The organism is Alteromonas sp. MMG017 (genome assembly GCF_018100795.1).
Classification (GTDB): domain Bacteria; phylum Pseudomonadota; class Gammaproteobacteria; order Enterobacterales; family Alteromonadaceae; genus Alteromonas.
Map to the genome: position 1 here is coordinate 85,073 of NZ_JAGJDY010000011.1, position 26,067 is coordinate 111,139.

General features: G+C 45.5%; 23 protein-coding genes. 20 read left to right on the forward strand and 3 right to left on the reverse strand.

From position 1 onward, the window contains the following. The first annotated feature begins 45 nt into the window (after nucleotides 1-45). From J8L84_RS16650 to mutT, 20 genes are all read left to right on the forward strand, one after another. The gene (locus tag J8L84_RS16650; protein WP_057789933.1) at nucleotides 46-813 is read left to right on the forward strand and encodes a SapC family protein; all 768 of its coding nucleotides are present in this window, start codon (nucleotides 46-48) and stop codon (nucleotides 811-813) included. Between the two features lie 357 nt (nucleotides 814-1,170). Beyond that, nucleotides 1,171-1,629, forward strand: coding sequence for a division/cell wall cluster transcriptional repressor MraZ (gene mraZ, locus J8L84_RS16655; RefSeq protein ID WP_057789935.1), 459 nt, complete (start codon nucleotides 1,171-1,173; stop codon nucleotides 1,627-1,629). After that, nucleotides 1,626-2,567: a 16S rRNA (cytosine(1402)-N(4))-methyltransferase RsmH gene (rsmH, locus tag J8L84_RS16660; RefSeq protein WP_211071676.1), complete on the forward strand. Its 942-nt coding sequence runs from the start codon at nucleotides 1,626-1,628 to the stop codon at nucleotides 2,565-2,567. Before mraZ ends, rsmH begins: the two co-directional genes overlap by 4 nt. Next, a complete protein-coding gene (gene ftsL, locus J8L84_RS16665) occupies nucleotides 2,564-2,899 on the forward strand; it encodes a cell division protein FtsL (RefSeq protein ID WP_013782930.1) in 336 nt (111 codons plus the stop codon). The genes rsmH and ftsL overlap by 4 nt, the downstream gene beginning before the upstream one ends. After that, nucleotides 2,896-4,671 carry a penicillin-binding transpeptidase domain-containing protein gene (locus J8L84_RS16670; protein WP_211071677.1) on the forward strand — a complete coding sequence of 592 codons (1,776 nt, stop codon included), beginning with the start codon at nucleotides 2,896-2,898 and terminating at the stop codon, nucleotides 4,669-4,671. The genes ftsL and J8L84_RS16670 overlap by 4 nt, the downstream gene beginning before the upstream one ends. Further along, nucleotides 4,661-6,253 (forward strand): UDP-N-acetylmuramoyl-L-alanyl-D-glutamate--2,6-diaminopimelate ligase, encoded by a 1,593-nt coding sequence (locus tag J8L84_RS16675; RefSeq protein WP_211071678.1) that lies wholly within the window; start codon nucleotides 4,661-4,663, stop codon nucleotides 6,251-6,253. Before J8L84_RS16670 ends, J8L84_RS16675 begins: the two co-directional genes overlap by 11 nt. After that, nucleotides 6,250-7,680 carry a UDP-N-acetylmuramoyl-tripeptide--D-alanyl-D-alanine ligase gene (gene murF / locus J8L84_RS16680; RefSeq protein ID WP_211071679.1) on the forward strand — a complete coding sequence of 477 codons (1,431 nt, stop codon included), beginning with the start codon at nucleotides 6,250-6,252 and terminating at the stop codon, nucleotides 7,678-7,680. The genes J8L84_RS16675 and murF overlap by 4 nt, the downstream gene beginning before the upstream one ends. Further along, nucleotides 7,674-8,756, forward strand: a complete 1,083-nt coding sequence (mraY, locus tag J8L84_RS16685) for a phospho-N-acetylmuramoyl-pentapeptide-transferase (protein ID WP_057789946.1) — start codon at nucleotides 7,674-7,676, stop codon at nucleotides 8,754-8,756. The genes murF and mraY overlap by 7 nt, the downstream gene beginning before the upstream one ends. After that, the gene (gene murD / locus J8L84_RS16690; protein ID WP_211071680.1) at nucleotides 8,756-10,168 is read left to right on the forward strand and encodes a UDP-N-acetylmuramoyl-L-alanine--D-glutamate ligase; all 1,413 of its coding nucleotides are present in this window, start codon (nucleotides 8,756-8,758) and stop codon (nucleotides 10,166-10,168) included. The genes mraY and murD overlap by 1 nt, the downstream gene beginning before the upstream one ends. Nucleotides 10,169-10,218: 50 nt before the next feature. Then, the gene (gene ftsW / locus J8L84_RS16695; protein ID WP_211071728.1) at nucleotides 10,219-11,694 is read left to right on the forward strand and encodes a cell division protein FtsW; all 1,476 of its coding nucleotides are present in this window, start codon (nucleotides 10,219-10,221) and stop codon (nucleotides 11,692-11,694) included. After that, nucleotides 11,687-12,775 carry an undecaprenyldiphospho-muramoylpentapeptide beta-N-acetylglucosaminyltransferase gene (gene murG, locus J8L84_RS16700; RefSeq protein WP_211071681.1) on the forward strand — a complete coding sequence of 363 codons (1,089 nt, stop codon included), beginning with the start codon at nucleotides 11,687-11,689 and terminating at the stop codon, nucleotides 12,773-12,775. The genes ftsW and murG overlap by 8 nt, the downstream gene beginning before the upstream one ends. Beyond that, nucleotides 12,775-14,223, forward strand: a complete 1,449-nt coding sequence (murC, locus tag J8L84_RS16705) for a UDP-N-acetylmuramate--L-alanine ligase (RefSeq protein WP_211071682.1) — start codon at nucleotides 12,775-12,777, stop codon at nucleotides 14,221-14,223. The genes murG and murC overlap by 1 nt, the downstream gene beginning before the upstream one ends. Continuing rightward, complete coding sequence (locus J8L84_RS16710; protein ID WP_211071683.1) at nucleotides 14,220-15,188, forward strand: D-alanine--D-alanine ligase; 969 nt, start codon at nucleotides 14,220-14,222, stop codon at nucleotides 15,186-15,188. Before murC ends, J8L84_RS16710 begins: the two co-directional genes overlap by 4 nt. Nucleotides 15,189-15,194: 6 nt before the next feature. Continuing rightward, entirely contained in the window at nucleotides 15,195-15,968 is a 774-nt protein-coding gene (locus J8L84_RS16715) for a cell division protein FtsQ/DivIB (protein WP_211071684.1), read from the forward strand. A gap of 7 nt (nucleotides 15,969-15,975) precedes the next feature. Beyond that, nucleotides 15,976-17,205: a cell division protein FtsA gene (ftsA, locus tag J8L84_RS16720; protein ID WP_057789956.1), complete on the forward strand. Its 1,230-nt coding sequence runs from the start codon at nucleotides 15,976-15,978 to the stop codon at nucleotides 17,203-17,205. Between the two features lie 102 nt (nucleotides 17,206-17,307). Beyond that, nucleotides 17,308-18,477 (forward strand): cell division protein FtsZ, encoded by a 1,170-nt coding sequence (gene ftsZ / locus J8L84_RS16725; RefSeq protein WP_013782942.1) that lies wholly within the window; start codon nucleotides 17,308-17,310, stop codon nucleotides 18,475-18,477. Between the two features lie 236 nt (nucleotides 18,478-18,713). Next, nucleotides 18,714-19,625, forward strand: coding sequence for a UDP-3-O-acyl-N-acetylglucosamine deacetylase (gene lpxC, locus J8L84_RS16730; RefSeq protein WP_013782943.1), 912 nt, complete (start codon nucleotides 18,714-18,716; stop codon nucleotides 19,623-19,625). Nucleotides 19,626-19,830: 205 nt separating this feature from the next. After that, nucleotides 19,831-20,709, forward strand: a complete 879-nt coding sequence (locus tag J8L84_RS16735) for a M23 family metallopeptidase (protein ID WP_211071685.1) — start codon at nucleotides 19,831-19,833, stop codon at nucleotides 20,707-20,709. A gap of 150 nt (nucleotides 20,710-20,859) precedes the next feature. Then, entirely contained in the window at nucleotides 20,860-23,577 is a 2,718-nt protein-coding gene (secA, locus tag J8L84_RS16740) for a preprotein translocase subunit SecA (protein ID WP_211071686.1), read from the forward strand. Next, nucleotides 23,577-23,972 carry an 8-oxo-dGTP diphosphatase MutT gene (mutT, locus tag J8L84_RS16745; RefSeq protein ID WP_211071687.1) on the forward strand — a complete coding sequence of 132 codons (396 nt, stop codon included), beginning with the start codon at nucleotides 23,577-23,579 and terminating at the stop codon, nucleotides 23,970-23,972. The genes secA and mutT overlap by 1 nt, the downstream gene beginning before the upstream one ends. A gap of 113 nt (nucleotides 23,973-24,085) precedes the next feature. Here the strand turns inward: mutT and J8L84_RS16750 are convergent, their stop codons facing one another. From J8L84_RS16750 to zapD, 3 genes are read right to left on the reverse strand one after another with little or no spacing between them, the layout of a single operon-like run. Then, nucleotides 24,086-24,964, reverse strand: coding sequence for an aspartoacylase (locus tag J8L84_RS16750; protein ID WP_211071688.1), 879 nt, complete (start codon nucleotides 24,962-24,964; stop codon nucleotides 24,086-24,088). Between the two features lie 10 nt (nucleotides 24,965-24,974). Next, complete coding sequence (gene yacG, locus J8L84_RS16755; RefSeq protein ID WP_057789970.1) at nucleotides 24,975-25,202, reverse strand: DNA gyrase inhibitor YacG; 228 nt, start codon at nucleotides 25,200-25,202, stop codon at nucleotides 24,975-24,977. Between the two features lie 55 nt (nucleotides 25,203-25,257). Then, nucleotides 25,258-26,010 carry a cell division protein ZapD gene (gene zapD, locus J8L84_RS16760; protein ID WP_211071689.1) on the reverse strand — a complete coding sequence of 251 codons (753 nt, stop codon included), beginning with the start codon at nucleotides 26,008-26,010 and terminating at the stop codon, nucleotides 25,258-25,260. Nucleotides 26,011-26,067: the final 57 nt, after the last annotated feature.

Genomic DNA, 26,067 nt, shown 5'->3' on the forward strand with positions numbered 1-26,067 from the left:
TCAGTTATTTTACAGGGGCCACAGTAAACAAGTATGAGAAAGAAAATGGCTATTAATTTTGTACCGCTAGATAAAGAAAAACACAAAGACTTAAAAGTCGCGGTTAGCAATACCTTTAAGTTTGCGAAAGATACGCACCTTGCTGCAGCCACTATCCGTGAGTTTGCTCAATTAGCTGCTACTATGCCGCTAGTATTTATTGAAGATGCTAATGCTAAACGCCACCATGTTGTTGCAATGCTTGGTATGGAACAGAACAAAAACCTGTTTCTTACTGGCGACAAATGGCAGGGCCCTCACGTTCCAATGAATATTCTTCGTTACCCTTTCGATGTTCGCCCTGATGGCGATAAGTTAGGTGTATACATTGATGAAAACAGCGATTTAATCGGTGAAGAGGGCGAAGCCCTATTTACTGACGCTGGTGAGCCAACGGAATTCTTGCAAAATCGTCAGCAGTTCTTAGCTGACCTTGCTAACAGCGAAATGATGACTCAGCGTTTTGTTCAACAAGTTGTTGACCTAGACCTGCTAGATCCAATTCAAATTCGTCTTACTTACCAAAGCGGCCAACAACGTAACGTTACTGGTATGCTAAGCATCAATGAAAAGAAAGTACTTGAGTTGCCAGAAGAGAAAGTAACTGAGCTTCACAAGTCTGGTTTCTTAGGCGCCATGTACGCTGTAATGATGTCAGCAGGTCAATTGAACCGTTTGGTTGAGCTTTCAAACGGTACAGACAACCCAATTCGCAGCATGCAATTGTCAGTTGTTAAGCCTGAAGAAGCACAAGCTGAAGCGCCAAGCGCATAGGCTTTATCATCCACTAGGATGATGTAAACCGCTAAGCTAGACAAAAAACCGATACTGGGAAACGAGTATCGGTTTTTCGTATTTAAAGTCTGTACTTTTTTCTAACCCCTATTTATTTTGCCCCTCTTTTCTTAGGGGTTATCAACTACTTCGCCAAAACACTGTATGTAACCACAGTTTAAAGCCAGTAAATACGTGGCCTTCACTATGCTTTTTAGCTTGACAGTGGGGATCATTGATACCTAAACTGTCAGTTAGTGGGTAAATGTGGCGAATAGTGGATCGAACCATCATTGTTTTGCAGATCAGTACTCAAAAAACAAGAAAACCAAGAGCAAAATATAGAAGGCTAGGGGAATGTTCCGCGGCGCTAACGCAATCAATCTAGACACAAAAGGCAGACTAGCGATACCAACAAAGTATCGGCAGTCGCTGCTGGATGATTGTAATGGACAGCTGGTCTGTACGGTCGATACACAGCAAAGTTGTTTGCTGCTTTACCCACTTCCCGAATGGGAAGAAATTGAGCTTAAACTCATTAAGTTCTCAAGCATGATTCCGGCGGAAAGACGCATGCAGCGTTTGTTACTGGGGCATGCTACAGAAGGTGAAATGGATAAAAGCGGACGAATTCTGCTGCCTACTCCTTTACGCCTTCATGCTCACCTATCAAAAGAAGTCATGTTAGTTGGTCAGTTGAATAAGTTTGAAATTTGGGATGCCGAAGTATGGGCTGAGCAAGTTGAGCTTGATATGGATACCGAACGCAAAGGCGAATTTGAACTCACCGAACGTTTACAGGACTTTTCCTTATGAGCCAATCTAACGAATTCAAACATGTTTCTGTGTTACTCGACGAGTGCATCGACGCTTTAGCGATTAAACCTAACGGTATTTATATTGATGCCACATTTGGCCGTGGAGGCCATTCTGCGCATATTCTTGATGCACTTGGTAGCGATGGAACTTTAATTGCGTTTGATCGCGACCCACAGGCCATAGAAGCGGCTAAGCGTTTTGCCGATGATAGTCGTTTCCGTATTATTCATTCTCCTTTTGGTGACATGGCTGAAGAAATTGAAGCCCTTGGTTTAACCGGAAAGATTGACGGCGTATTAATGGACTTGGGTGTTTCTTCTCCTCAGCTTGATGATGCCGAACGTGGATTTAGTTTTCTTCGTGACGGCCCGTTAGATATGCGTATGGACACTTCACGTGGTGAAAGTGCAGCCGATTGGCTAGCCCGTGCTGAAGAACAAGACATTACCCAAGTGATTAAAGAATTTGGTGAAGAGAAGTTTGGCAAACGTATTGCGCACGCCATTGTAAATACCCGTGAAACCACACCGATAACGCGTACTGCTCAGTTAGCCGCACTTATTGACGAAGCGGTACCTGTTAAAGATAAATTTAAACATCCTGCTACTCGGGCATTTCAAGGTATCCGAATTTACATCAATGCGGAGCTAGAACAATTGCGAATAGGCCTAAAAGCAGCCACTCAAGTGTTAGCAAAAGAAGGGCGTTTGGCGGTTATTTCTTTTCATTCTTTAGAAGACCGATTAGTTAAACGCTTTATAAAAGACCAAAGCAAAGGCAAATCAGTACCGCATAATTTGCCCATAACCCAAGCTGAGATAGATGCCGATAAAGTATTAAAAGCCTTAAGTCGGGCCATAAAACCCTCTGAATTGGAGATTGCGAACAACGTTCGCTCACGCAGTTCCGTGCTAAGGGTGGCCGAAAAGCTATGACGTTAGGTAAGCCTGATAGGGCAAATACAAACTTCAGTTTACTACTGATTATTGTGTCAGATTTAACCCGCAACAAGTTGCGGGTTTTGTTGTATTTAGCGGTTCTGCTTAGTGGCATGGCGGTTATTCTTGGTAGCCACCAAAATCGCCAACAAGTTATTGCCCTTGAAGACCTGATGCAACAGAAAGACGAGCTGGATGTTGAATGGCGCAACTTAGTGCTAGAACAACGTGCGCTTACCGAACATAACCGCATTGAAACCTTGGTTGAAAAGCAACTTGATATGTACCGTCCAACAGCCGATGACGAAGTGGTGGTGAGACTCAAATGACCACTGCCGCCGCAAAACGTAACCGCAAGACGAGCGGAGCAAAACAGAACGTCACACCAAGCTTGGTGCATTGGCGCTTTGTGGTTGTGCTTATCGTGGTTATCTCGGTTTTCGCAGCACTAGCTGCCCGCGCGGCGTTTATACAAGTTATTGAGCCTGACGAGCTTATTCAACAAGGCGATAGCCGTACTTTGCGCACGCGCAACATGCCTACCTATCGCGGGTTAGTGACAGATAGAAATGGTGTCGAGCTAGCGGTAAGCGTGCCGGTTCGTGCCATTTATGCCGATCCTAAAATTATTCATGAGAACGATGGTTTGGCTGAGCCTCGCCGTTGGCAAGCGCTTGCCGATGTATTAGGGCAATCGGTAGATAGCTTGCAAGAAAAAGTAAGCAACCCCAAGCGCCGGTTTGTGTACCTACAACGTCAAGTGTCGCCTGCCATGGCAGAGTATGTCGATAAGCTTGATATTCCGGGCATATACTTGCGCCGTGAGAGCCGTCGTTATTATCCAACCGGTGAAGTGTCAGCGCAATTAATCGGGGTAACCGATGTAGATGATACCGGTGTTGAAGGCTTAGAGCGTATGTACGATGACTGGCTAACTGGCACGCCAGGCTCACGTAAAATTCGTCGCGATGCCAAAGGCCGTCAGGTAGAAATTTTAGAAACCACTTCTGGTGAAGATGCGGGTAATCTGCAGCTGACTATCGACCAGCGTATTCAGGCTTTGGCGTACAAAGAAATTAAAGAAGCCATGATTTACTATCAGTCTAGCTCTGCTTCTGCAGTGGTGATTGATGTGAAAACTGGCGACGTATTAGCCATGGTAAATGCGCCTTCGTTTAACCCTAATGATCGCAGCAATATTTCCCCTCACCGTATGCGTAACCGGGTTATTACCGATGCATTTGAGCCAGGCTCTGCGTTAAAGCCATTAGCCGTGTTGACCGCCATGGAGTTTGGTGACGTTAAAGCAGAAGATGTGATTGATACCAATCCTGGTTGGATGCGTTTAGGCGGAAGCTTAGTTAAAGATTCACGCAATTACGGTGAACTTACTCTTGAAGAAATTATTCAGCATTCAAGCAATATGGGTACCTCGAAGCTCGCGCTTTCTGTGCCTAAGCAGTTTCTACTCGACACATACTACAATATTGGGTTGATGTCAGATACTGGCTTAAATATGGCCGGTGAAAGCAGTGGTATTTTCTACGACCGAAGTCGGTGGTCTGAGTTTGAACTGGCAACATTGTCATTTGGGTACGGTATTTCCGTGACTACCGCACAACTTGGTAGGTTGTATGCCACTTTGGCTAATGGCGGTATCAAGCAGCCATTGAATATTATTAAGTCGCCACAGCAAACCGGATGGCAGGGCCAACCTGAACGGGTAATCAGCGAAGAAAATGCGAAAGCCATCGTGCAAATGATGGAAAGCGTGACCCAGCGAGGCGGCACAGCGAAAAAAGCAGCCGTACCAGGTTACCGCGTAGCAGGAAAAACCGGTACAAGTCGTAAAGCAGTCGCGGGCGGTTATGGCGAAGAATATGTGAATATTTTCGCGGGTATAGCCCCTGTTTCCGACCCCAGACTTGTTACCATTGTGCTTATCAATGAGCCGGGCGGTGATTTGTATCACGCCGGTGACACGGCAGCACCCGTGTTTTCGTCAATTATGGGCGGCGCATTACATATGCTGAACGTAACCCCTGATGATAAGCATGTAACCTCAGGCGCATGGCTAAAAGGGGGCAACCATGGTAGTTAATTCCTTTATTCAAAGTGCCCGTGCGCTACTGGCAAAATTTGGTATCGATGCACCCGATATTCGTATCGAAGGGTTAACCTTAGATAGCCGCGAAGTGAATACTAAAACCGCATTTGTTGCGGTTAAAGGTCACGAACGTGACGGAAGAGATTTCATACCTCAAGCCATTAGTTTAGGGGCGCGTGTCATTCTGGCGCAAACTGACGACAGTCAGGCCCATGGTCATCTCGAAATGCGTGACCATTCGGTGATTATTTCGCTATATCAATTACCTAGCATGTTATCGGCACTGGCGGCTGCGTTTTACGATTATCCCGCTTTGAAGATGATGACGGTTGCGGTGACTGGGACTAACGGAAAAACCTCGACAGTTCAATTGCTTACCCAGTTAAAAGATGCCCTGGGGACGCGCAGTGCCAGTGTGGGAACCTTAGGTAGTAGCGTATATGAAGGTGAAAATACCCAATGGGTAACAACCGCTGCAGCTAATACCACCCCCGATGCTATTCGTCTGCAGTACGTGTTGGCAGACTTTGTGCAATGTGAAGTGCGACATACGGCGTTTGAAGCCAGTTCTCATGCATTAGTGCAAGGCCGGTTAAGCCAAGTGAAAACAGATATTGCAGTATTCACTAATTTAACCCGTGACCATCTAGATTATCACGGCACCATGGAAGAGTACGCGAAGGCAAAACGGTTGTTGTTAGATCAACCTGGCCTTGAAGCTGTAGTGTTGAATGTAAACGATAGCGAAAGCCAGAATTGGGCTAACTATTTAGATACAAATGCAGCTAAGCATAAAGGGTTAGAGAGAAGCGAAGATAAAAAGCCGAGCGTTATTCGAGTATGGACAGGGTTTGAACCCACTGAAGACATTCTAACCACGCACAAACAACCACAAGATCGCCATTGTTTCGCCACAAATGTTTCATACCATTCCTCAGGAATTCGATTCGACCTTGTTTCTTCATGGGGCGCAGCGCCTATTGAATTGGCATTGTTTGGCTCGTTTAACGTGAGCAATGCGTTAAGCGCTATTTCATGCTTATTGGCGCAGGGCGAACGCTTTGAAAATGTAGTGCGGGTAGTGAATGGTTTACAACCTGTACCGGGAAGAATGGAAGTGTTTCCCGTCGAGGGCAGTGCCAGCATGGTCGTTGATTATGCGCACACACCCGACGCGTTAGAGCAAGTGCTGAAAAGCGCTAAAACACATACCGCGGGTAAAGTGTGGTGCGTGTTTGGATGTGGTGGCGATCGTGACAAAGGCAAACGCCCCTTAATGGGAGCGGCGGCTGAGCAGTATGCAGATGTCATTGTCATTACAACTGATAACAGTCGTAGTGAGTCGCCTGAAAGCATTGCTAGTGATATTAAGGCGGGTTTGCAACGTGCCAACGATGCAGTAGAAGAAGCAGATAGAGAAAAAGCTATTCGCTATTGCTTAGAAAATGCAGATAAGAACGACATCATTGTAGTGGCCGGTAAAGGCCATGAAGATTACCAAATTATTGGTACCCAACAGACAGACTATAACGAACGTACAGTTGTGGCTCGACTACAACAGGAGTACAAAAAATGATAACTACAACACTGTCGTGGATAGCCAGCCAAATAGACGGCAAACTTGACGGACAAGATTGTGAAGTCAATGCAGTAAGTACAGACACGCGAACCTTAGATTCGGGCTCTGTGTATCTTGCATTAAAAGGCGAGAACTTTGACGGCCACGCCTTTGCAACAAGCGCTGAAAAAGCAGGCGCAAGTGCAATTATTGCCAGCGAACCTGTGAATGTATCCATTCCTGTGGTGTATGTTGAAGACACTAAACTGGCCTTAGGTCTTTTAGGCGCTGCCGTAAAACGCGAAGTGGCACCTAAAACCATCGCTATTACAGGAAGTAGCGGTAAAACTACCGTGAAAGAAATGTGTGCGGCCATCCTTGAGCGCCGTGGCTCAGTACTCGCCACAAACGGCAATTTCAATAATGATATTGGGGTTCCGCTTACCTTACTTCGCCTAGAGCAACACCACGAATATGCGGTGATGGAATTAGGCGCAAACCACCTAGGTGAAATTGCTTACACCACTAATCTGGTTAAGCCAGACGTTGCCACTATTGTAAATGCCGCTGCTTCTCACCTTGAAGGGTTCGGAAGTTTGTTAGGTGTAGCGCGTGCAAAAAGCGAAATTTTTAAAGGCTTAGGCGATAGCGGCACTGCCATTGTTAATCTAGACAGCCAATTTGCCGATTTCTGGCAAGGTAAGCTTAAGCAAAAGCGGGTGTTAACCTTCTCGCCAATGCAAAAGAACGAAGCCGATTTTACGGCAGAAGACATCATTGTAGGCCTTGATGGCTGCGCAGCATTTCAGTTGTGTAGCAACGAAGGTGAAGCTGCTATTCAATTAACTATTCCAGGTATTCACAATGTTGGGAATGCGCTAGTAGCTGCGGCCCTTACCATGCAATTAGGTGCCACCCTTGAGAACGTGCGTGACGGTTTGCTTGCGATGAAGCAAGTGAAAGGGCGCTTAAATGTTAAGACCTTGGGCAGCCAAGTGCGTTTGCTTGATGACACCTACAACGCCAATGTTGCCTCTGTGAATGCGGCTATCGATACACTAAGTACTTTCTCTGGCATCAATGTTTTGATATTGGGCGACATGAAAGAGCTGGGCGAAAAAGCGCGCTTTTATCATGAGCAAGTAGGTAATTACGCATTGAGTAAAGGCATTGATTACCTGTATTCGTTTGGTGTGCTAAGTCAGTCTGCGAGTGCCGTGTTTGATGATGTTACAGGAAAAAATGCGGCTGGAAAAAACAGCGGTCATTTCACCGATATCGACAGTTTAATGCAAGCGCTAGAGCAAGACTTACAAGTAGAACAACAAGATATTTCAATTTTAGTAAAAGGCTCACGCAGTTCTCGTATGGAACGCGTGGTAGAGGCGATTGAGGCCTCTTCGCTGGGAAAGTTTGAACGCCGTCGGGAGCGTATTGCATGTTAATTTGGCTAGCTGACTGGCTGACACAATTTGATACTGGGTTTAACGTATTTTCATACCTTACCCTAAGAGCGATTTTAAGTACGTTAACGGCGTTGCTCATTGCTATTTTAATTGGCCCAAAAATGATTCGTTATCTGCAAACTATGCAGATAGGGCAAACCGTTCGTGATGATGGCCCGCAAAGTCATTTATCTAAATCGGGTACACCTACTATGGGCGGCCTACTGATTTTAGCGGCTATCGTAGTCAGTGTTTTACTGTGGGCAGATTTAAGCAACCGCTACGTATTAGTGACCTTAGCCGTGGTGGTGTCTTACGGCATTATTGGCTTTGTTGATGATTATCGCAAAGTTATTCGCAAAGACTCAAAAGGCTTGATTGCTCGCTGGAAGTATTTCTGGCAGTCGGTGGTGGCTATTGGGGTTGCTTTTTTCTTATATAGCAGCGCCACGTTAAGTGCTGAAACCTCGTTGCTTATCCCCTTCTTTAAAGAAGTGTTTCCGCAACTAGGCGCCTTTTTTATCATTATTACTTACTTTGCCATTGTGGGCACAAGTAACGCAGTAAACCTAACTGATGGCCTAGATGGTTTAGCCATCGTGCCCACTATTTTAGTGGCAGGCGCTTTCGCTATTTTTGCTTATGTAACCGGGAACGCAAACTTCGCCGATTACCTCAACATTCCACATATTCCACTTACTAGTGAGTTGGTTATTGTGTGTACGGCCATTGTCGGCGCTGGGCTAGGATTTTTATGGTTTAACACTTATCCCGCACAAGTGTTTATGGGGGATGTAGGTTCATTGGCGTTAGGTGGAACATTAGGCGTGCTCGCCGTGCTAGTTCGCCAAGAAATTGTACTGATTATTATGGGCGGTGTGTTTGTCGTTGAAACGCTTTCGGTCATTTTGCAGGTGGGGTCATTTAAGTTGCGTGGACAACGCATTTTTAGAATGGCACCTATTCATCACCATTACGAATTAAAAGGTTGGCCAGAGCCACGCGTTATAGTGCGCTTCTGGATCATTTCTATCATTTTAGTCCTTGTTGGGCTGGCAACGTTGAAGCTTAGGTAATGACATATAACGTACGTGCACATTCTTATGTGGTAGGCGGCCTTGGAGTAACAGGTCAGGCTTGCGTGCGTTTTCTAAAGCAGCAAGGGGCGAAGGTAAAAGCTTTCGATACCCGCGATACTTTCAATGTGTCAGCACCATTAAATATCTGCGTCACCACTGGGTCATTGCCTCGTGATTTTTTCGCAGGCGTTGATACCTTGGTGCTTAGCCCAGGTCTACCTCTCGATATTGAACAAGTAATACATGCCAAAGCCTGTGGTGTTGAAGTGATTGGCGATGTGGAATTATTTGCACGTCTTAACACTACTCCAACGATAGGTATTACCGGTTCTAACGGAAAAACCACGGTTACACTGCTAACCACTCACATGCTAAAGGCTTGCGGGTACGAGGTTTGTGAGGCGGGTAATGTAGGGCGTCCAGTGCTTGAAACTCTTCCAGAGTCCGTGGAAGAGCTTGAGACTCAGTCTCCTGCTTTGGATGTTATTGTTTTAGAGCTATCCAGTTTTCAGCTTGAAACGACAACTAGCTTGAAGCTAAACGCCGCATCAATTTTAAATATCAGTGATGATCATTTAGACAGACACGGCGATATGCAGCACTACACAGCTGCCAAACAACGTATTTTTAGCCATTGTGATACCGCAGTAGTATGGCGCGGCGACCAGCAGGTAGCACCAACGTCAAACCGTGAAAACACCATCACCTATGGCCTTGATGCTAGCGATACCGGTTTTGGTTTAAGCGAAGGTGCTATTACTTTTGACGGTGAATTGGTGCTTAATACCGCCGATATCCGTTTGGCGGGTATGCATAATGTGCTAAACGTGATGGCGTCGTTGGCATTATGCCAAGCGTTTAATACTTCAATGAATAAACCAGACTTACTTAGCAAAGCTGCACTTGCGGTGGCAAGCTTCACTTCAGCGCCGCACCGCTGCGTAGAAATTGCCAACATTAATGGCGTGAAGTGGATAGATGATTCAAAGGCCACTAACGTGGGTGCCACCATCGCTGCTATTCAAGGGCTTGCACCTACCACCAAAGGAAAGATTATTCTCATTGCTGGTGGTGATAGCAAAGGGGCAGACTTAAGTGCATTAAAACCAGCGCTGGTTGAAAGTGTGAGTGAAGTGATAGCCCTTGGCAAAGACGCAGAAAACTTCAGCGCTATTTTTAGTGAAACCACGATAGTGGCTTCAATGGAGATGGCAGTGTCGGCTGCTAACTTACGTGCTAGTAACGGCGATATTGTCTTACTGTCTCCGGCTTGTGCAAGTATCGACATGTTTAAAAACTATATGCACCGCGCACAAGTATTTACCGACGCAGTCACACATATTACTGCAAGTGTGAAATTTGCCCGTGACGCAGGTGCAATGAAAGAAGCGGGAGGTTTGCCGTCATGATGACAACTGCCAATGCTTCCCAAGCAAATAGCGCGCAAAAAACAAAAGATATGTCGTCAGCAGACACTAAATTGAGTGCGTTGTTTGCCGCGCGTCATGACGAAAAAAATCTTCAAAGCCCTTACGATATCGGCTTAATCATTGTTGCGTTAGCGCTAATGACGATTGGTATTATTATTGTGACATCAGCGTCAATGCCGGTTGCTGAACGAATTCACGATAACCCTTTTTACTTTGCTATTCGCCACGGCATCTACATTGTGGGGGCAATTATTGCTGCCATGGTGGTACTAGAGCTTCCCATGCAGTTTTGGCGTACAGCAAACCCTTATTTGTTATTGGCGGCCATTGGACTGTTGGTGGCAGTACTACTTATTGGGCGCACCGTAAACGGTAGTACCCGTTGGTTGGCACTAGGCCCCATTACCATTCAAGCGGCAGAGCCGGCCAAACTTTTTTTCTTCACTTATTTAGCGGGTTACCTCGTTCGCCGTTATGAAGAAGTAACCGAAAACTTAAAAGGTTTTATTAAGCCGTTAGTGGTGTTTTTCGCGTTAGCTATGTTGCTGCTGCTACAACCCGACTTAGGTACAGTGGTGGTGATGTTTGCCACTACCATTGGGCTACTATTTTTAGCGGGCGCTCGCTTGTGGCAGTTCTTTGCATTGGTATTCGCGGGCGTATTGGCGGTTGTTGCTCTTATCGTATTTGAAGAATACCGCATGAAGCGTGTCACCTCTTTTCTCGATCCTTGGGCAGACCCATTCGGCGCCGGCTATCAGCTAACTCAGTCATTAATGGCTTATGGTCGTGGCAATTGGTTTGGCCAAGGTTTGGGCAACAGCTTACAAAAATTAGAGTTTTTACCAGAAGCGCATACCGATTTTGTTATGGCTATTTTAGCTGAAGAGCTCGGCTTCGTGGGTGTGCTCGCGGTACTCGGCTTAATTTTATGGATGGTGGTGCGTGCCCTACAGATAGGGAATAAAGCGTTATTGAAGTCACGTCCGTTTGAAGGGTATTTAGCTTACAGCGTAGGTATTTGGTTTAGTTTTCAAACCGCTGTAAATATTGGTGCAAGTGCAGGTATTCTGCCCACCAAAGGGTTAACGCTGCCACTAGTGAGTTACGGCGGCTCATCGTTGATTGTTATGTCTGTTGCGGTGGCCTTACTGTTGCGAATCGATTTTGAATTGCGCGTAGACGGTGTTCAAGCACTAGGGCGTGGCGACAATAAGAAAACCAGCAAAGCGAGAGCAAAGCCTTCCGCTAAGTCTGCGGCGACACCGCCTGTGAAAACCAAGCACACCAATGCTGAACCTTTTGCTGACGCCGATGCTGATTACAACCAAGCCCCTGATCTGAAAGCGTCTGATATAAAAGAGACTAAGGAAGAAGCGCCTGCAGCTACATCAAAAAACGCTGGGGCAAAAAAAACGGCTAGTACAATTTCTCCTGAAGACGAAGGTAAAGCGGGCATCAAAGCCATTTTAGCCCGAGTATCTAAGGAGGCCACAAGTGAGTAAGCGTTGCTTAATTATGGCGGGTGGCACAGGGGGGCATGTTTTCCCTGGTTTAGCTGTTGCTCACGCACTGCAATCAGCTGGCTGGGAAATAGAATGGCTTGGTACTGCTGAGCGAATGGAAGCCGACGTTGTCCCTAAACATGGCATTCTCATTCACTTTATTCCAGTGAAAGGTATTCGCGGAAAAGGGCTTAAAGCGAAGTTGTCGGGCGGAATAGCGCTGATCAAAAGTTTATTCTCGGCTCGGCGTATCATTAAGCGGATACAACCAGATTTAGTGCTGGGTTTTGGTGGTTATGCCAGCGGACCTGGCGGTATTGCGGCAAAATCCTTAGGCATTCCCGTGGTTATACACGAGCAAAATGCGGCCGCAGGTATGACAAATAAGTTATTGGCCAAAGTCGCTACGCGGGTGTTACTCGGTTTTGAAGATGCTAAACCACAATTTGCTAGCGTTGCGTCTAAAGTGCACACCGTGGGCAACCCTGTGCGGGACGAAATTTGGCAGGTTAACCCGAAAGAACAAGTTACAGATGAGTCAACAAACGGCAAACTTAACGTATTGGTTGTTGGCGGAAGTTTGGGTGCCAAAGTACTTAATGATACTGTGCCCGACACTTGTGCGGCGCTAAACGGTTTATCTATTCGTCATCAATGCGGAAAAGGCAATAAAGCGTCGGTAGAGGCGCTTTATGCGGGGTCGGATAATTCCGTTGAAGTTAGCGACTTTATTGATGATATGGCAGCAGCCTATGAATGGGCTGATTTTGTGATTTGCAGAGCGGGCGCACTTACCGTTGCAGAAGTGGCGGCAGCCGGCAGGGCAGCATTGTTTGTACCTTTGCCACACGCGGTAGACGATCATCAGACCAAAAATGCGCAGTCGCTAGTGAAACATGGCGCAGCCATTATGATCGCGCAATCAGCATTGAAAGACAATTTAAGGCAGGCAGTTCGGCACTGGGTTACACATCCTAGCGATTGCCTAAAAATGGGTGCAGTAGCAAGGCAACACGCCAGTACTCACGCCACTGAACAAGTAGTAAGCCATTGCATGGCAGTAGTAGGAGTAGGGGAATAATGGTTTTTAAGACCCCATTTGAGAGCCCGCAAATGCGCAGGGTGAAGAAAATATTTTTTATCGGCATTGGCGGTGCGGGTATGGGCGGTATTGCAGAAGTACTGCTGAATGAAGGTTACGACATTGCTGGCTCTGATATAAATTCAGGGCCTATGACTCAGCGCCTAAGTGATTTAGGTGTGGATGTAAAAATTGGTCATAAAGCACAAAACGTTGATGGTATGGACGTGATTGTGGTTTCTAGCGCTATTAATGAAGCCAATCCAGAGATTATTACTGCCAGAGAACAACGTATTCCAATTATACGTCGTGCGGAAATGTTAGCGGAATTAATGCGTTTTCGCCATGGAATTGCTGTGGCCGGAACTCATGGTAAAACCACAACAACCAGTTTGATCTCGACCATTTTTGCACAAGCGCAGTATGATCCAACGTTTGTGATTGGCGGCTTGTTAAATAGCGCAGGTACTAACGCACGCTTAGGCAGAAGTCGTTATTTAATTGCTGAAGCTGACGAAAGTGATGCATCGTTTTTACACTTGCAGCCAATGGTGTCGGTAGTCACGAATATTGAAGCTGACCATATGGATACCTATGGTGGTGACTTCTCGAAAGTGAAAGACACCTTTGTTGAGTTTTTAAGTAATTTGCCATTTTACGGGCAAGCAATCGTATGTGGCGACGACGCCAATATTCAAGAGATTAGCCCTCGCATTGGCCGAAGTATTATTACTTATGGTTTTGAAGCGCATAATGATGTTCGTGCTGAAGGTATTACCTTATCGTTTGGACAAGCTAATTTCACTGTTATACGCCCAGAGCGCGAGCCGTTGAAGGTAACACTAAACCTTACCGGTAATCACAATGTGCTAAATGCATTGGCAGCTATTGCGGTAGCGACTGATGAAGGCATTGATGATGACGCCATTGTGGCCGCATTGGCAAGCTTTGGTGGTATTGGTCGTCGGTTTGAAGTACTTGGCGATTTTGATACCAGTGTGGGTAACGTTACCTTGGTTGACGACTATGGTCATCACCCTACAGAAGTGAAAGCCACGATAGCGGCTGCAAGGGCTAATTGGCCCGATAATCGCTTAGTCATGGTGTATCAACCACACAGGTTCACCCGTACTCGTGATTTATACGAAGACTTTGTTAACGTGCTTTCTACGGTAGACGTATTGCTATTGTTAGACGTTTATCCAGCCAGTGAACAACCTATAGAAGGTGCTGACAGTAAATCTTTGTGTCGTTCTATCCGTCAACGCGGCCAAATTGAGCCCGTTTACGTAGGCGGTAAAGAAGCGCTTCCCGCAATTCTTGCCAATATTTTGGTAGAGGGCGATATCGTGATGACGCAAGGTGCTGGGAATATTGGTCAAATTGCTAAGTTGTTAGCTAGCCGTGAGATGGAGCCAAAAGCGCTGCATCAGGAGAGCGACGCATGAGTCTTTTTAGCAACGTAACAAAATATGATGCTGCCGCTTTTGGAAAAGTAGCGGTCATGTTTGGCGGCGATTCCGCCGAACGTGAAGTGTCGCTAAACTCAGGTAACGCGGTGCTTGCAGCGCTTTTACGTAAAAATGTAAACGCCATCGCTTTTGACCCAGCAGAGCGTCCGCTTACTGATTTGATCAGCGAAAAAGTCGACCGCGTGCTTATCATGTTACACGGCCGAGGTGGTGAAGATGGCTCAATGCAAGGGGCTCTTCAACTGCTCAAAATTCCTTATACCGGTACGCCGGTTTTAGGTTCCGCATTGGCGATGGACAAGATTCACACCAAGCAAGTATGGCAAAGCCTTGGCTTACCTACTGCTAAATATGAAATTGCTGATAAAAGGCGCTTTGAAGCTGGTAAGTGCAGCGCTATAATGGAAAAGTTGGGGAATGAAGTCATGGTAAAACCGGCCCGAGAAGGGTCGAGTATTGGCATGGCAAGAGTGACAAGTGCTGAACAACTCGAAAATGCCATACAGGACGCCTTTAACTATGACAATCAGGTTCTGTTAGAGCAATACATTAATGGCCCTGAGTTTACGGTTTCAGTAATTCAGGGGCAGGCATTGCCGTCTATCCGCATGTCCACTCCACATACGTTTTATGATTATGCTGCAAAGTACCAAGACGATACCACCGAATACTTTTGTCCAAGTGGTTTGTCTGTCGAGCAAGAAGCACATCTTGCTCAGCTATCGACGCAAGCATTCGATTCTATTTCTGGCTCTGGCTGGGGTCGCGTTGACGTAATGCAGGATAGTGATGGGCACTTTTATTTGCTTGAAGCGAATACGGTGCCGGGAATGACGGAAAAAAGCTTGGTGCCTAAAGCGGCCAAAGTGGCAGGGTTAAGTTTTGATGAGCTGGTATTGGCAATATTGGCCACCAGTTTTGACCCTGACAGCAGAGCATAAAACGCAATGACGAGTAAGACGAGCACTGCAAGCGCTGCGAAAAGTAAACCAGCCAAAGACAAAGCGTCTTTGTGGGGCGGTGTAGCGTTCTTATTGTTTGTTATTGCGGCATTGGTGTTTGGGGCTGTGAAGGCCAACGACTATATGCAAGATGAGCAGCAAATGCCTGTTCAGGTAATTGATTTTTCTGGCGATTACCAACATGTGAATATTACTAGGCTAGAGCGCCTGATAAGAAAATCACAACCGGGCAGTTTTTTCGCCCTAGATGTGAATGAAGTGTTTGAGCTGGTAGAAGCACAGCCATGGGTGTATCGGGCGTCGGTACGCAAAAAATGGCCAAATACGTTAAAGATATATTTGGTTGAGCAGCAACCCGTTGCCAAATGGAACGAAGATTTGTTGCTAAACCCCTACGGCGATACGTTTAACGCCGATGGGCATGATTTAGCCTTACCAAGGTTATACGGCCCAGGTGGTAGCGAGAAGACCGCGCTTGAAGGATATAACTCCATGCATGCGCTGTTAGCCACTACCGCCATGAATATTGAAGAATTATCGTTGAGCGAGCGCTTCGCATGGCAAGTTCAACTTGAAAATGGTATTGAATTGAATTTAGGGCGCAAGGAATTTATCGATAGGTTACAACGCTTTATCGATGTATATCCTTTACTTGCGCAGCAAGAGAAGACGGTGAAATATATCGATCTTCGTTACGATACGGGTGTCGCGGTTGGCTGGGAAAACAGCAGCAGCGATACAACAAACAAAGAGAGTTAAGGAAACCATGTCAAAACCTGCTGAACGTAATTTGATTGTAGGCTTAGATATAGGCACTAGCCAGGTAAAGGCTGTAGTGGGCGAGCTGTTAGACGACGATCAAATCAGTATCGTTGGTGTCGGTACGCATGCTGCAAAAGGCATGGATAAAGGCGGCGTAAATGACTTAAACCTAGTGGTTAAGTCGGTGCAACGTGCGGTAAATGAAATGGAGCTAATGGCAGATTGCCGTGTTTCTTCAGTTTTCATGTCTATTTCAGGCCGTCACGTAAAATGTCAAAACGAAAACGGTATGGTGCCGATTAATAACCAAGAAGTAACCCAAGAAGACGTAGACAACGTTATACATGCAGCACGTAGTGTTCCTATTGCAGCTGAACGCAGGTTACTTCATGTTTTACCACAAGAATTTACTATTGATGTGCAAGAAGGAATTAAGAACCCAATTGGCATGTCAGGCGTAAGAATGGAAGCCGACGCACACATCATTACGTGTGCAGACGATATGGCGAAAAATTTAGTGAAGTGTGTTGAGCGCTGCGAACTAAACGCCGACCAATTAATATTTTCAGCATTGGCATCAAGTTATGCTGTGCTAACGGATGATGAGCGTGAATTAGGTGTGTGTGTAGTCGATATTGGTGGTGGCACCATGGATATCGTTATCTACACAGACGGTGCCATTAGGCATACCGCTGTTATCCCTGTTGCCGGTAATCAGATTACCAGCGACATCGCTAAGATTTTCCGTACGCCAATTAGCAACGCAGAAGAAATTAAAGTTAATTATGCCTGCGCGCTGAAAGATATGGTCAGTATGGAAGAGAGTATTGAAGTGCCAAGTGTAGGCGGGCGTGCCGCGCGAGTAATGTCGCGACACACGCTAGCTGAAGTAATTGAGCCTCGATACCAAGAACTTTTTGAACTGGTACATGATGAAATTCGTGCCAGTGGTCTGGAAGAGCAAATTGCTGCCGGCTTAGTGCTAACCGGTGGTACCGCCAAAATGGAAGGTGCGGTTGAATTTGCCGAGGAAATTTTCCAGATGCCTGTGAGAGTAGGCAACCCAATCAACGTTAAAGGTTTATCTGAATACGTTGATGATGCAGGATTTGCAACCGTCGTAGGGCTTCTGCAATACGGCAAAGTGCAAGCAGATAATAAGAAGTCCAGTAAGCAAAAAACCGGTGAGAGTTTATTTCACCGCGTGCAAAGCTGGTTTAAAGGTGAATTTTAATTTTTTGGGGTCGCTATAGCTACGGCATCACGATTCGCAGGATGCAGATAATCGACTATGTGTCGTAGCGAAGCATAGAAGACGTACAACCGGAGAGTAAGTATGTTCGAATTAATGGATAGTCACGGCGAAGAAGCCGTAATCAAAGTCATCGGTGTTGGTGGTGGCGGCGGAAATGCAGTTGAGCACATGGTGTCTCAAAGCATTGAAGGCGTAGAGTTTATTGCGATAAACACCGACGCACAGGTACTACGTAGCTCAAATGCTGACGTTACCTTACAAATTGGCTCTAGTGTTACTAAAGGTTTAGGCGCAGGCGCCGATCCTAACATTGGGCGCGACGCAGCACATGAAGACAGAGAAACCATTCGCCAAGCATTAGACGGCGCGGATATGGTTTTCATCACCGCAGGTATGGGTGGTGGTACAGGTACTGGTGCGGCACCTGAAGTGGCAAAAATTGCCCGTGAAATGGGAATTCTTACTGTGGCTGTTGTTACCAAGCCATTCCCATTTGAAGGTAAAAAGCGTACTACGTTTGCAGAGCAGGGCATTGTTGAACTGGCTAACAACGTAGATTCACTTATCACTATTCCTAACGAAAAATTGTTAAAAGTGATGGGTCCAGGTACGCCTCTACTTCAAGCATTCAGTGCAGCTAACGACGTATTACGTGGTGCTGTTCAGGGGATTGCAGAGCTAATTACTCGCCCTGGATTGATCAACGTGGATTTCGCCGACGTACGTACAGTAATGTCTGAAATGGGTAAAGCCATGATGGGCAGCGGTTCAGCAAGTGGTCCAGACCGTGCTGAAGAAGCGTCAGAATCTGCTATTGCTAGCCCGTTACTTGAAGATATCGATTTATCAGGTGCTCGCGGTATTCTTGTGAATATCACAGCTGGCCCAGATTTCGCTATCGATGAGTTTGAAACTGTTGGTAACGCGGTTAAAGCGTTTGCTTCTGAAAATGCAACAGTGGTAGTGGGTACGGTTATCGACATGGAAATGACAGATGAGCTTCGCGTAACGGTTGTTGCAACCGGTATTGGCGCAGAGCGTAAGCCTGACATTTCGCTAGTAAGCTCAGAAGGTTCGCGTTTAACTACGCCAGCTAAAGAGTACGGTAGCACAACAGCGTCTGAACCTCGTTCAGCATCGGTTGGCAGTACTGAAGGCAACCAAGCACTTAAAGCTGAAGATGAAGCGCAACCTGGTAATGATTTAGAGTATTTAGACATTCCAGCGTTTTTGCGTAAGCAAGCAGACTAATTCACCTCGCTGAAATTGAAGTGAATTTTTCTGAAATACCGTTGTCAGAACGGTATTAAGGGCACTATCTGTCTGGTAGGTTTTAAACTGGAATTTTTCCAGATTAGTGACCAGAGTGGCTACTTGCGCGTAAAATTTTGGATTAGCGAATGGTCCAAATTGCGTATTTTTTGACAAACAAGTGGTAAGTCACTATAATTCGCGACCGCTTTTTTTATAGGTAAAAGCATAAGCAGATGATTAGACAACGTACAATCAAGCACCCGGTGCAAGAAACCGGAATTGGGCTTCATAAAGGGGAAAAGGTCACAATGACTCTCCGGCCTGCGCCTGCGAACACGGGAATTGTGTTTAGGCGTGTTGACCTTGAACCTCATGTTGATATTCCGTCGCGTGCAAACGCGGTGGGTAATACCATGCTGTGTACCTGTTTGAATAATGAAGACGGCGTAACTATTCAAACCGTTGAGCATTTGGCATCTGCGCTTGCAGGGCTTGGTATCGACAACATCATTGTTGAAGTTGATAGCAACGAGCTGCCTATTATGGATGGTAGTGCTAGCCCCTTCGTATTCTTGCTTCAATCAGCAGGAATTGAAGAGTTGAACGCCCTTAAGCGCTTTATCCGTATTAAGAAAACCGTTCGCGTTGAAGATGGCGATAAGTGGGCCGAATTAGTGCCTTATGATGGTTTCCGTGTCGACTTCCAGATTGACTTCGATCACCCAGTTATCAGCCAAACTCGTCAACATATGACCATGGATTTCGATTCATGTTCTTATGTGAACGAAGTAAGTCGTGCACGTACCTTCGGTTTTATGCGCGACCTTGAATATATGAATGCTAATAACTTAGCATTAGGTGGCAGCATGGAAAATGCGGTTGCGCTTGATGAATTTCGCGTGTTGAACCCTGAAGGCTTACGTTACGACGACGAATTTTTAAAGCATAAAATTTTAGATGCTATTGGTGATTTGTACTTAGGTGGGCATAGCCTTATTGGCGAATTGCGTGCTTATAAAACAGGTCACGGCTTAAACAACAAACTATTGAACGCCGTGCTTGCGCAGAAAGACTGCTGGGAATTTATAACTTACGATTCTCAAGATGAAGCACCTATACATTACGCTCAACCAGTATTAGCGTAAACCGGTATATAAAAAGCCGCCTACATGGCGGCTTTTTTTCGTTTAGCTTTTAGACTAAACAATGATAAAGTAAGCAATCAATATAATTATAATTAATGTGCCATAACTTCTTTACGTTCCAGTTCGGCCTTCAGCCGAGTCTATGTTTGTCAGCAAACAGGTATTGGAAGTTAACTGAGCACGACAGAAATTTCCTATTTGTGGTATGAAGCTAACAATAACGCTATCAGGCAAGAACAAACGCTATCGTCATAGCATCAGTGTACGTACGCTGGTGAGCGCGACCGTGTTGTCGTCGATATTTATGTTAGTGTCTAGTCGTTCCACAGAATCTGTGTCTGAAGATGTGGCTAGGGTTCGCCTGGCACAATCTGAAGTGAATGAAACGCAACAAGACGTTGAAGCGCTTAAACAACAGACTACCATTAAATTACAAACTTTGATTTCCCATATTGCCGAGCTTTCAGCACAAGCGTCTATGCTCGATGATAAAGGAAAACAGATAGCAACAGAATTAGGTATGACAGCGGCTGACCTGGACGCTTTTGTACCTGTATCGATACCGGACAACCTCCAAGATGATCCCTTACTCAGCGAGATTAATAAGCTCCAGCAATCTCTCGACGTAAAATCTCAGCAGCTTTCTATGCTTGAAAGTTTGGTGAGGGGTCACCATATCCATGAGCAGAGTCAATTATCTGGTCGACCGATAGCATCGGGATGGTTGTCATCTTATTATGGTATGCGCGCCGACCCCTTCACTGGTGAAACAGCCATGCATAAAGGCTTAGATTTCGCTGGCAAAGCGGGTAATGACGTTTTAGCGACTGCGGCAGGTATTGTTACCTGGGCAGGCGAACGTAGCGGTTACGGGCATCTAGTAGAAATAGAACATGGTGATGGTTTTATAACCCGTTATGGGCACAATGAAACTTTGACTGTCTCAATAGGCGATGTGGTGACCAAGGGTCAACCTATCGCTAAAATGGGCAATACAGGGCGCTCTACTGGCGTTCATGTTCACTACGAAGTAATAAGAAACGGTAAGCAAATCGATCCTCTGCCATACGTTTATAAAAAATAAACACGGCAGCAGCCAGGTAAGTAAGCATTCAGCTTACGCAACAATTAGTAATCGCTTGGCATTATCTTAATGAGATAGTGTCTTTTACGTTTAATCGCAGCTGTGCTCTTACCGTGCGGCGTCTCGACAAGTAGTGGAAATAACAAGCTAATGTTTTCAAGCATCCTTAGAAAAGTGTTCGGTAGCCGAAACGACCGTCTATTAAAAAAATTACAAAAAAATGTAGATGCCATCAATGCACTGGAAGCAGAGTATGAACAGCTTTCTGATGAGGCGTTAAAAGCAAAAACGGCTGAGTTTAAACAACGAATTGAAAAAGGCGAAAGCCTTGAAGATCTCATGTACGAAGCTTTTGCTACCGTTCGTGAGGCAAGTAAACGTGTGTACGGTATGCGCCACTTTGACGTACAAATGCTGGGTGGCCAAGTATTACACGAAGGCAAAATTTCAGAAATGCGTACCGGTGAAGGTAAAACCCTTACCGCGACTTTGCCTACCTATTTAAATGCATTATCTGGCAAAGGTGTTCACGTTATTACCGTGAACGATTACCTTGCTAAGCGTGATGCTGAATGGGCTAACCAGCTGTTCACTTTCTTGGGTATGCGCGTAGGTTGTAACGTACCTGGTATGGCGCACGAACAAAAGCGCGATGCCTATCAAGCTGACGTTACCTATGGTACGAACAATGAATTCGGCTTTGATTACTTGCGTGACAATATGGCGTTTAGCCCGCAAGACCGCGTTCAGCGCCCACTTAATTTTGCTGTAGTGGATGAAGTGGATTCAATCTTAATTGATGAGGCACGTACTCCGCTTATTATTTCAGGCCAAGCAGAAGATAGTTCTGAACTTTACCGCCGTATTAATTTAGTTATTCCTGAATTGATTCAGCAAGAAGAAGAAGACGAAGAAGGCAAAGAAGGCGACGGTGATTACACTATCGACCTTAAAGCAAAACAAATTCATTTAACTGAACGTGGCCAAGGTCATGTCGAAGAAATTTTGCATCGTGCAGGTATATTACCAGAAGGCGAATCGTTATTTGCTGCGGGTAATATTTCATTACTTCACCACATTAACGCTGCGCTTCGTGCCCACAAGTTGTTCTCAAAAGATGTAGATTACATCGTTAAAGAAGACCAAATTGTTATTGTTGATGAACATACCGGTCGTACAATGGAAGGCCGTCGTTGGTCTGAAGGTTTACACCAAGCTGTTGAAGCAAAGGAAGGTGTGAAGATTCAAAATGAGAACCAAACCTTAGCGTCTATTACTTTCCAAAACTACTTCCGCTTGTACAACAAGCTTGCAGGTATGACGGGTACTGCCGATACGGAAGCCTTCGAATTCCAGCATATCTACAGCCTAGAAACGGTTGTGTTGCCAACGAATAAACCTATGCAGCGTAAAGATAAGGCCGACCTTATCTACTTAACGGCAGAAGAAAAATACGATGCTATCGTAGAAGATATTAAAGCGTGTGTTGAACGCGGTCAGCCTACCTTGGTTGGTACGGTATCGATTGAAAACTCTGAGTTGTTGTCTCGGGTACTTAAGAAAAGCAAAATTCCACATAAAGTGCTTAATGCGAAGTTCCACGAACACGAAGCCGACATTGTTGCTCAAGCAGGTAAGCCTGCTGCAGTCACCATTGCAACAAACATGGCAGGTCGTGGTACGGATATCGTGCTTGGTGGTAACTGGCAAGCAGAGATTGAAAAAATTGAAAACCCTACTCAAGCACAAATCGACAAGATTAAGGCTGAGTGGAAAGTGCGTCACGATGCCGTTTTAGCATCAGGTGGTTTACACATTATTGGTACAGAGCGTCATGAGTCTCGCCGTATCGATAATCAGCTACGTGGTCGTTCAGGTCGTCAGGGCGACCCAGGTTCAAGCCGTTTTTACTTGTCACTAGATGATGCCCTAATGCGTATTTTTGCCTCTGAAAAAATGGGCAACATGATGAAGCGCTTAGGGATGGAAAAAGGTGAAGCCATTGAGCACCCATGGGTAACTCGTGCTATCGAAAACGCCCAGCGTAAAGTAGAAGGTCGTAACTTCGATATTCGTAAGCAACTACTTGAATACGATGATGTAGCAAACGATCAACGTAAAGTGATTTACGAGCAACGTAATGAGTTGCTTGATGAAGGCGACATAAGTGAAACCATCGCAGTAATCCGTGAAGATGTGGTAAGCGGTGTAGTTGATGAATATATTCCACCACAGTCTTTAGAAGAAATGTGGGATGTGAAAGGATTAGAAGAGCGTTTACGCGCTGACTTCGCCGTAGACTTACCTATTCAAACGTGGTTAGAAAACGACGATAAGCTTTATGAAGAAAAGCTTCGTGAGCGAATTCACGATGAAGTGGTTTCTAGCTATAAAGAAAAAGAAAGTGTAGTGGGTGAACAAGTTCTTCGACAGTTTGAAAAAGCAGTGATGCTACAAAACCTAGACAGCCATTGGAAAGAGCATTTAGCGGCAATGGATCACCTTCGTCAAGGTATTGGGCTACGCAGCTATGCGCAGAAAAATCCGAAGCAAGAATACAAGCGCGAGTCGTTTGCTTTGTTCTCACAAATGCTAGAAGCACTGAAAGTTGAAGTGATTACTATTCTTTCACGTGTGAAAGTACAAGCTGAAGAAGACGTTGAGAAAGTAGAAGAACAACGTCGTCAAGCGGATAATGTGCCAAAGCAATTTGAGCACGAAAACGCATCAGCCACTGAAGCACCACCAGAAGCTGCAAGCGATAAGGTACGTACCGAAGTGCGTGACGGTCCTAAAGTAGGTCGTAACGATCCTTGCCCATGTGGTTCAGGTAAAAAGTATAAACAGTGCCACGGTAAATTAAGCTAATGAAACTTGTGCATGTTGCCGTTGGGGTAGTACTTCGCGGCACACAAGTGTTTATCAGCCTTCGGGCTGACAACGCACATCAAGGCGGCAAGTGGGAATTCCCAGGCGGTAAAGTGGAAGCCAATGAAACCGTACTTGATGCACTACGCCGAGAGTTGCAGGAAGAAATTGGCATTCTAGTGCAATCTAGCGAGCCTTTACTGGTAATAGAGCATGATTATGGCGATAAGCTGGTTAAGCTTGATGTGCATGCTGTGAGTGCGTTTGACGGTGAGCCTGAAGGTAAGGAAAGCCAACAAACGCGCTGGGTTGAAGTCAGTGCATTGGAAGCCAGTGAATTTCCAGCAGCGAATGTGGCTATTATCGATGCGCTTCATAAGAAATATTCAAAGTAGCGGCTGGCTTCTAACTTAAAAACATACTTCAAAATAAAAACAAAAAGGGCGGTCTCAATAGACCGCCCTTTTTTGTATCTGGGTGTCCCGTCTGAAATACGGGTTTTAACGGCTTATAGCATAAGCCGTGTTGCAGTGGCGAAGGCCACATCAAGCTTGTGATACGCCGCTTCATTAATGAAGTGAGGATAGGTTTCTTGCGCTTCTTGCCATTCAATGTCTTTACCATCAAAAGATCGAAACACTGGTGCGCCAGGAATGAGTGGGGCGAAGTCATTGTCTTGCAATGAATGGTGAATCATCGCAGTACGTTTACCCTCGGCATTTAGTGGAAATTTAATATTTTCCCCTAGTCTAAATACCTCGCACTCGGGATATTGTTCAAGGCTATCTGTGTTGTAGGCTTGGCAAAAATCGAGGATCACTTCAGCCATGGTTTGGGTAAGCAAATAAACGTCTTCTCGTAATACACCTTGAGGCTGTGCGCCTACTTCAATCATCACGCCACGTTTGCCCGTGGTACACAAATAACCGTGTTCTAAATACGGTTTTTCATCTTCCAATAGAATGTTCGCTTCAGGCATATGATGTTTTACAAATCGAGCAAGCTGAACGTGGAAGTCATCAGCTTCTAAAATAATAAGTGTTGCACCCATGTTACTGGTGGTGTTGTGAATATCAATCACCAAGTCAGTGGCAGAATCGCCTTTCGGGCCAAATTGTTGGTTAAGCTGTTTGGCCAGCTTAGCCTCTTTAGCTTCACTGTTTTTTTCTAACGCTTCTAGCGTGAATTGACGATTCAAATCTTCTTCAACAAACCGTACATTAGCGCTTAGGGCATCTGGGTTAGCTATAGTCAGCGAAATATCCAATGATGAAAATCGCGATGCTAGCTCGTCAGAAAACCCTGAAGATTGCCAGTTATGAATAAGCTGAATACCACTGGTTTCATTACCATGGGTTCCACCAACAAGCGCAATTTTATTAATCATATACTTCCTATTAGTGTTTGAAAAAGTCGTCAGACTGTTTAGCGAGCATTGCTTCTATTTCTTCAATATCGACTTCTTGGGCGGAAGGCTGTTCAGAAGGCTTTGCAGCAATTTTCCTTTCCTCTGACGCCCATTCTCCTAAGTCAATAAGTTGGCACTTTTTGCTACAAAAGGGCCGAAATTCGCTGTCGTTATTCCAAGGAACCGACTTCGCGCAAATCGGGCAATCTACAACCATGAATTACTCCAGTGGTACAATAAAAGTGGTACAGTAAAATTACAATGGGAGTAGTTTAACAGGCTGCCAGTTTAAACTGAATATTAGATTCGACAGCGGCGTTTTGGCCTTGTGCAGGAGAAAACCATAAAAAGCGTAGGGCGTAGCGGTATTTATTACCACTAAGGGTAGGGTAGTAGCCTTCATCTACACGGCACTTAATACGGATAAGCTCGTTTTTATCTTCAGCAGCACCTTGGTAGAAGCCGTTGTCAGCGGTAACCGTTTTGAATTGCCCGCGTTCTCGAATAAAAGACAAGCTAACGGCTATGGTGTCGTCTAGTAAGCTTAAAGTGTCGAGCCATTGCCCGATTTCTTGTTGGCGAACCTCGGCGGGTTGCTGTAGCCAAAAATGAAGATTGGGTAGGTCGAAACTACATGAACCACCTGGAATAGCGAAACGCTGCCTAATGGCACTTAGCAGTTTATCTTCTTTAAGCGCACTGCCAAAGCGGCGGTCAGTTTTTAGCTTTTGCTTAAGATTAACAATCGTTTTAAGTGCTTGATCTAATGCGGCACTGTCAATTTTGGGGTGCTGTGACCAGTAAACGAGATTTTTTTCATGGGCATCTAAATCTTTGCTCATGTCTGAGCGCAAATCTAATCGCTCAATCAAATCGAGTAATTCAAACAACTGCTCAAAGAAAACCATTTGCAGTGGCACACTGTCAGATTTCGCGGTGCTTTTTAACTGCCCAAGAAGCTGCTCTACGCGCAGATAGTTACGCACTTTTTCCTTTAGGGGAAATTCGAATACAGCTTCGCTCATGGATATCCTTAAAACACATAGACTTAACCCTAAAGCCTAATGCATGAACTGCCCTAA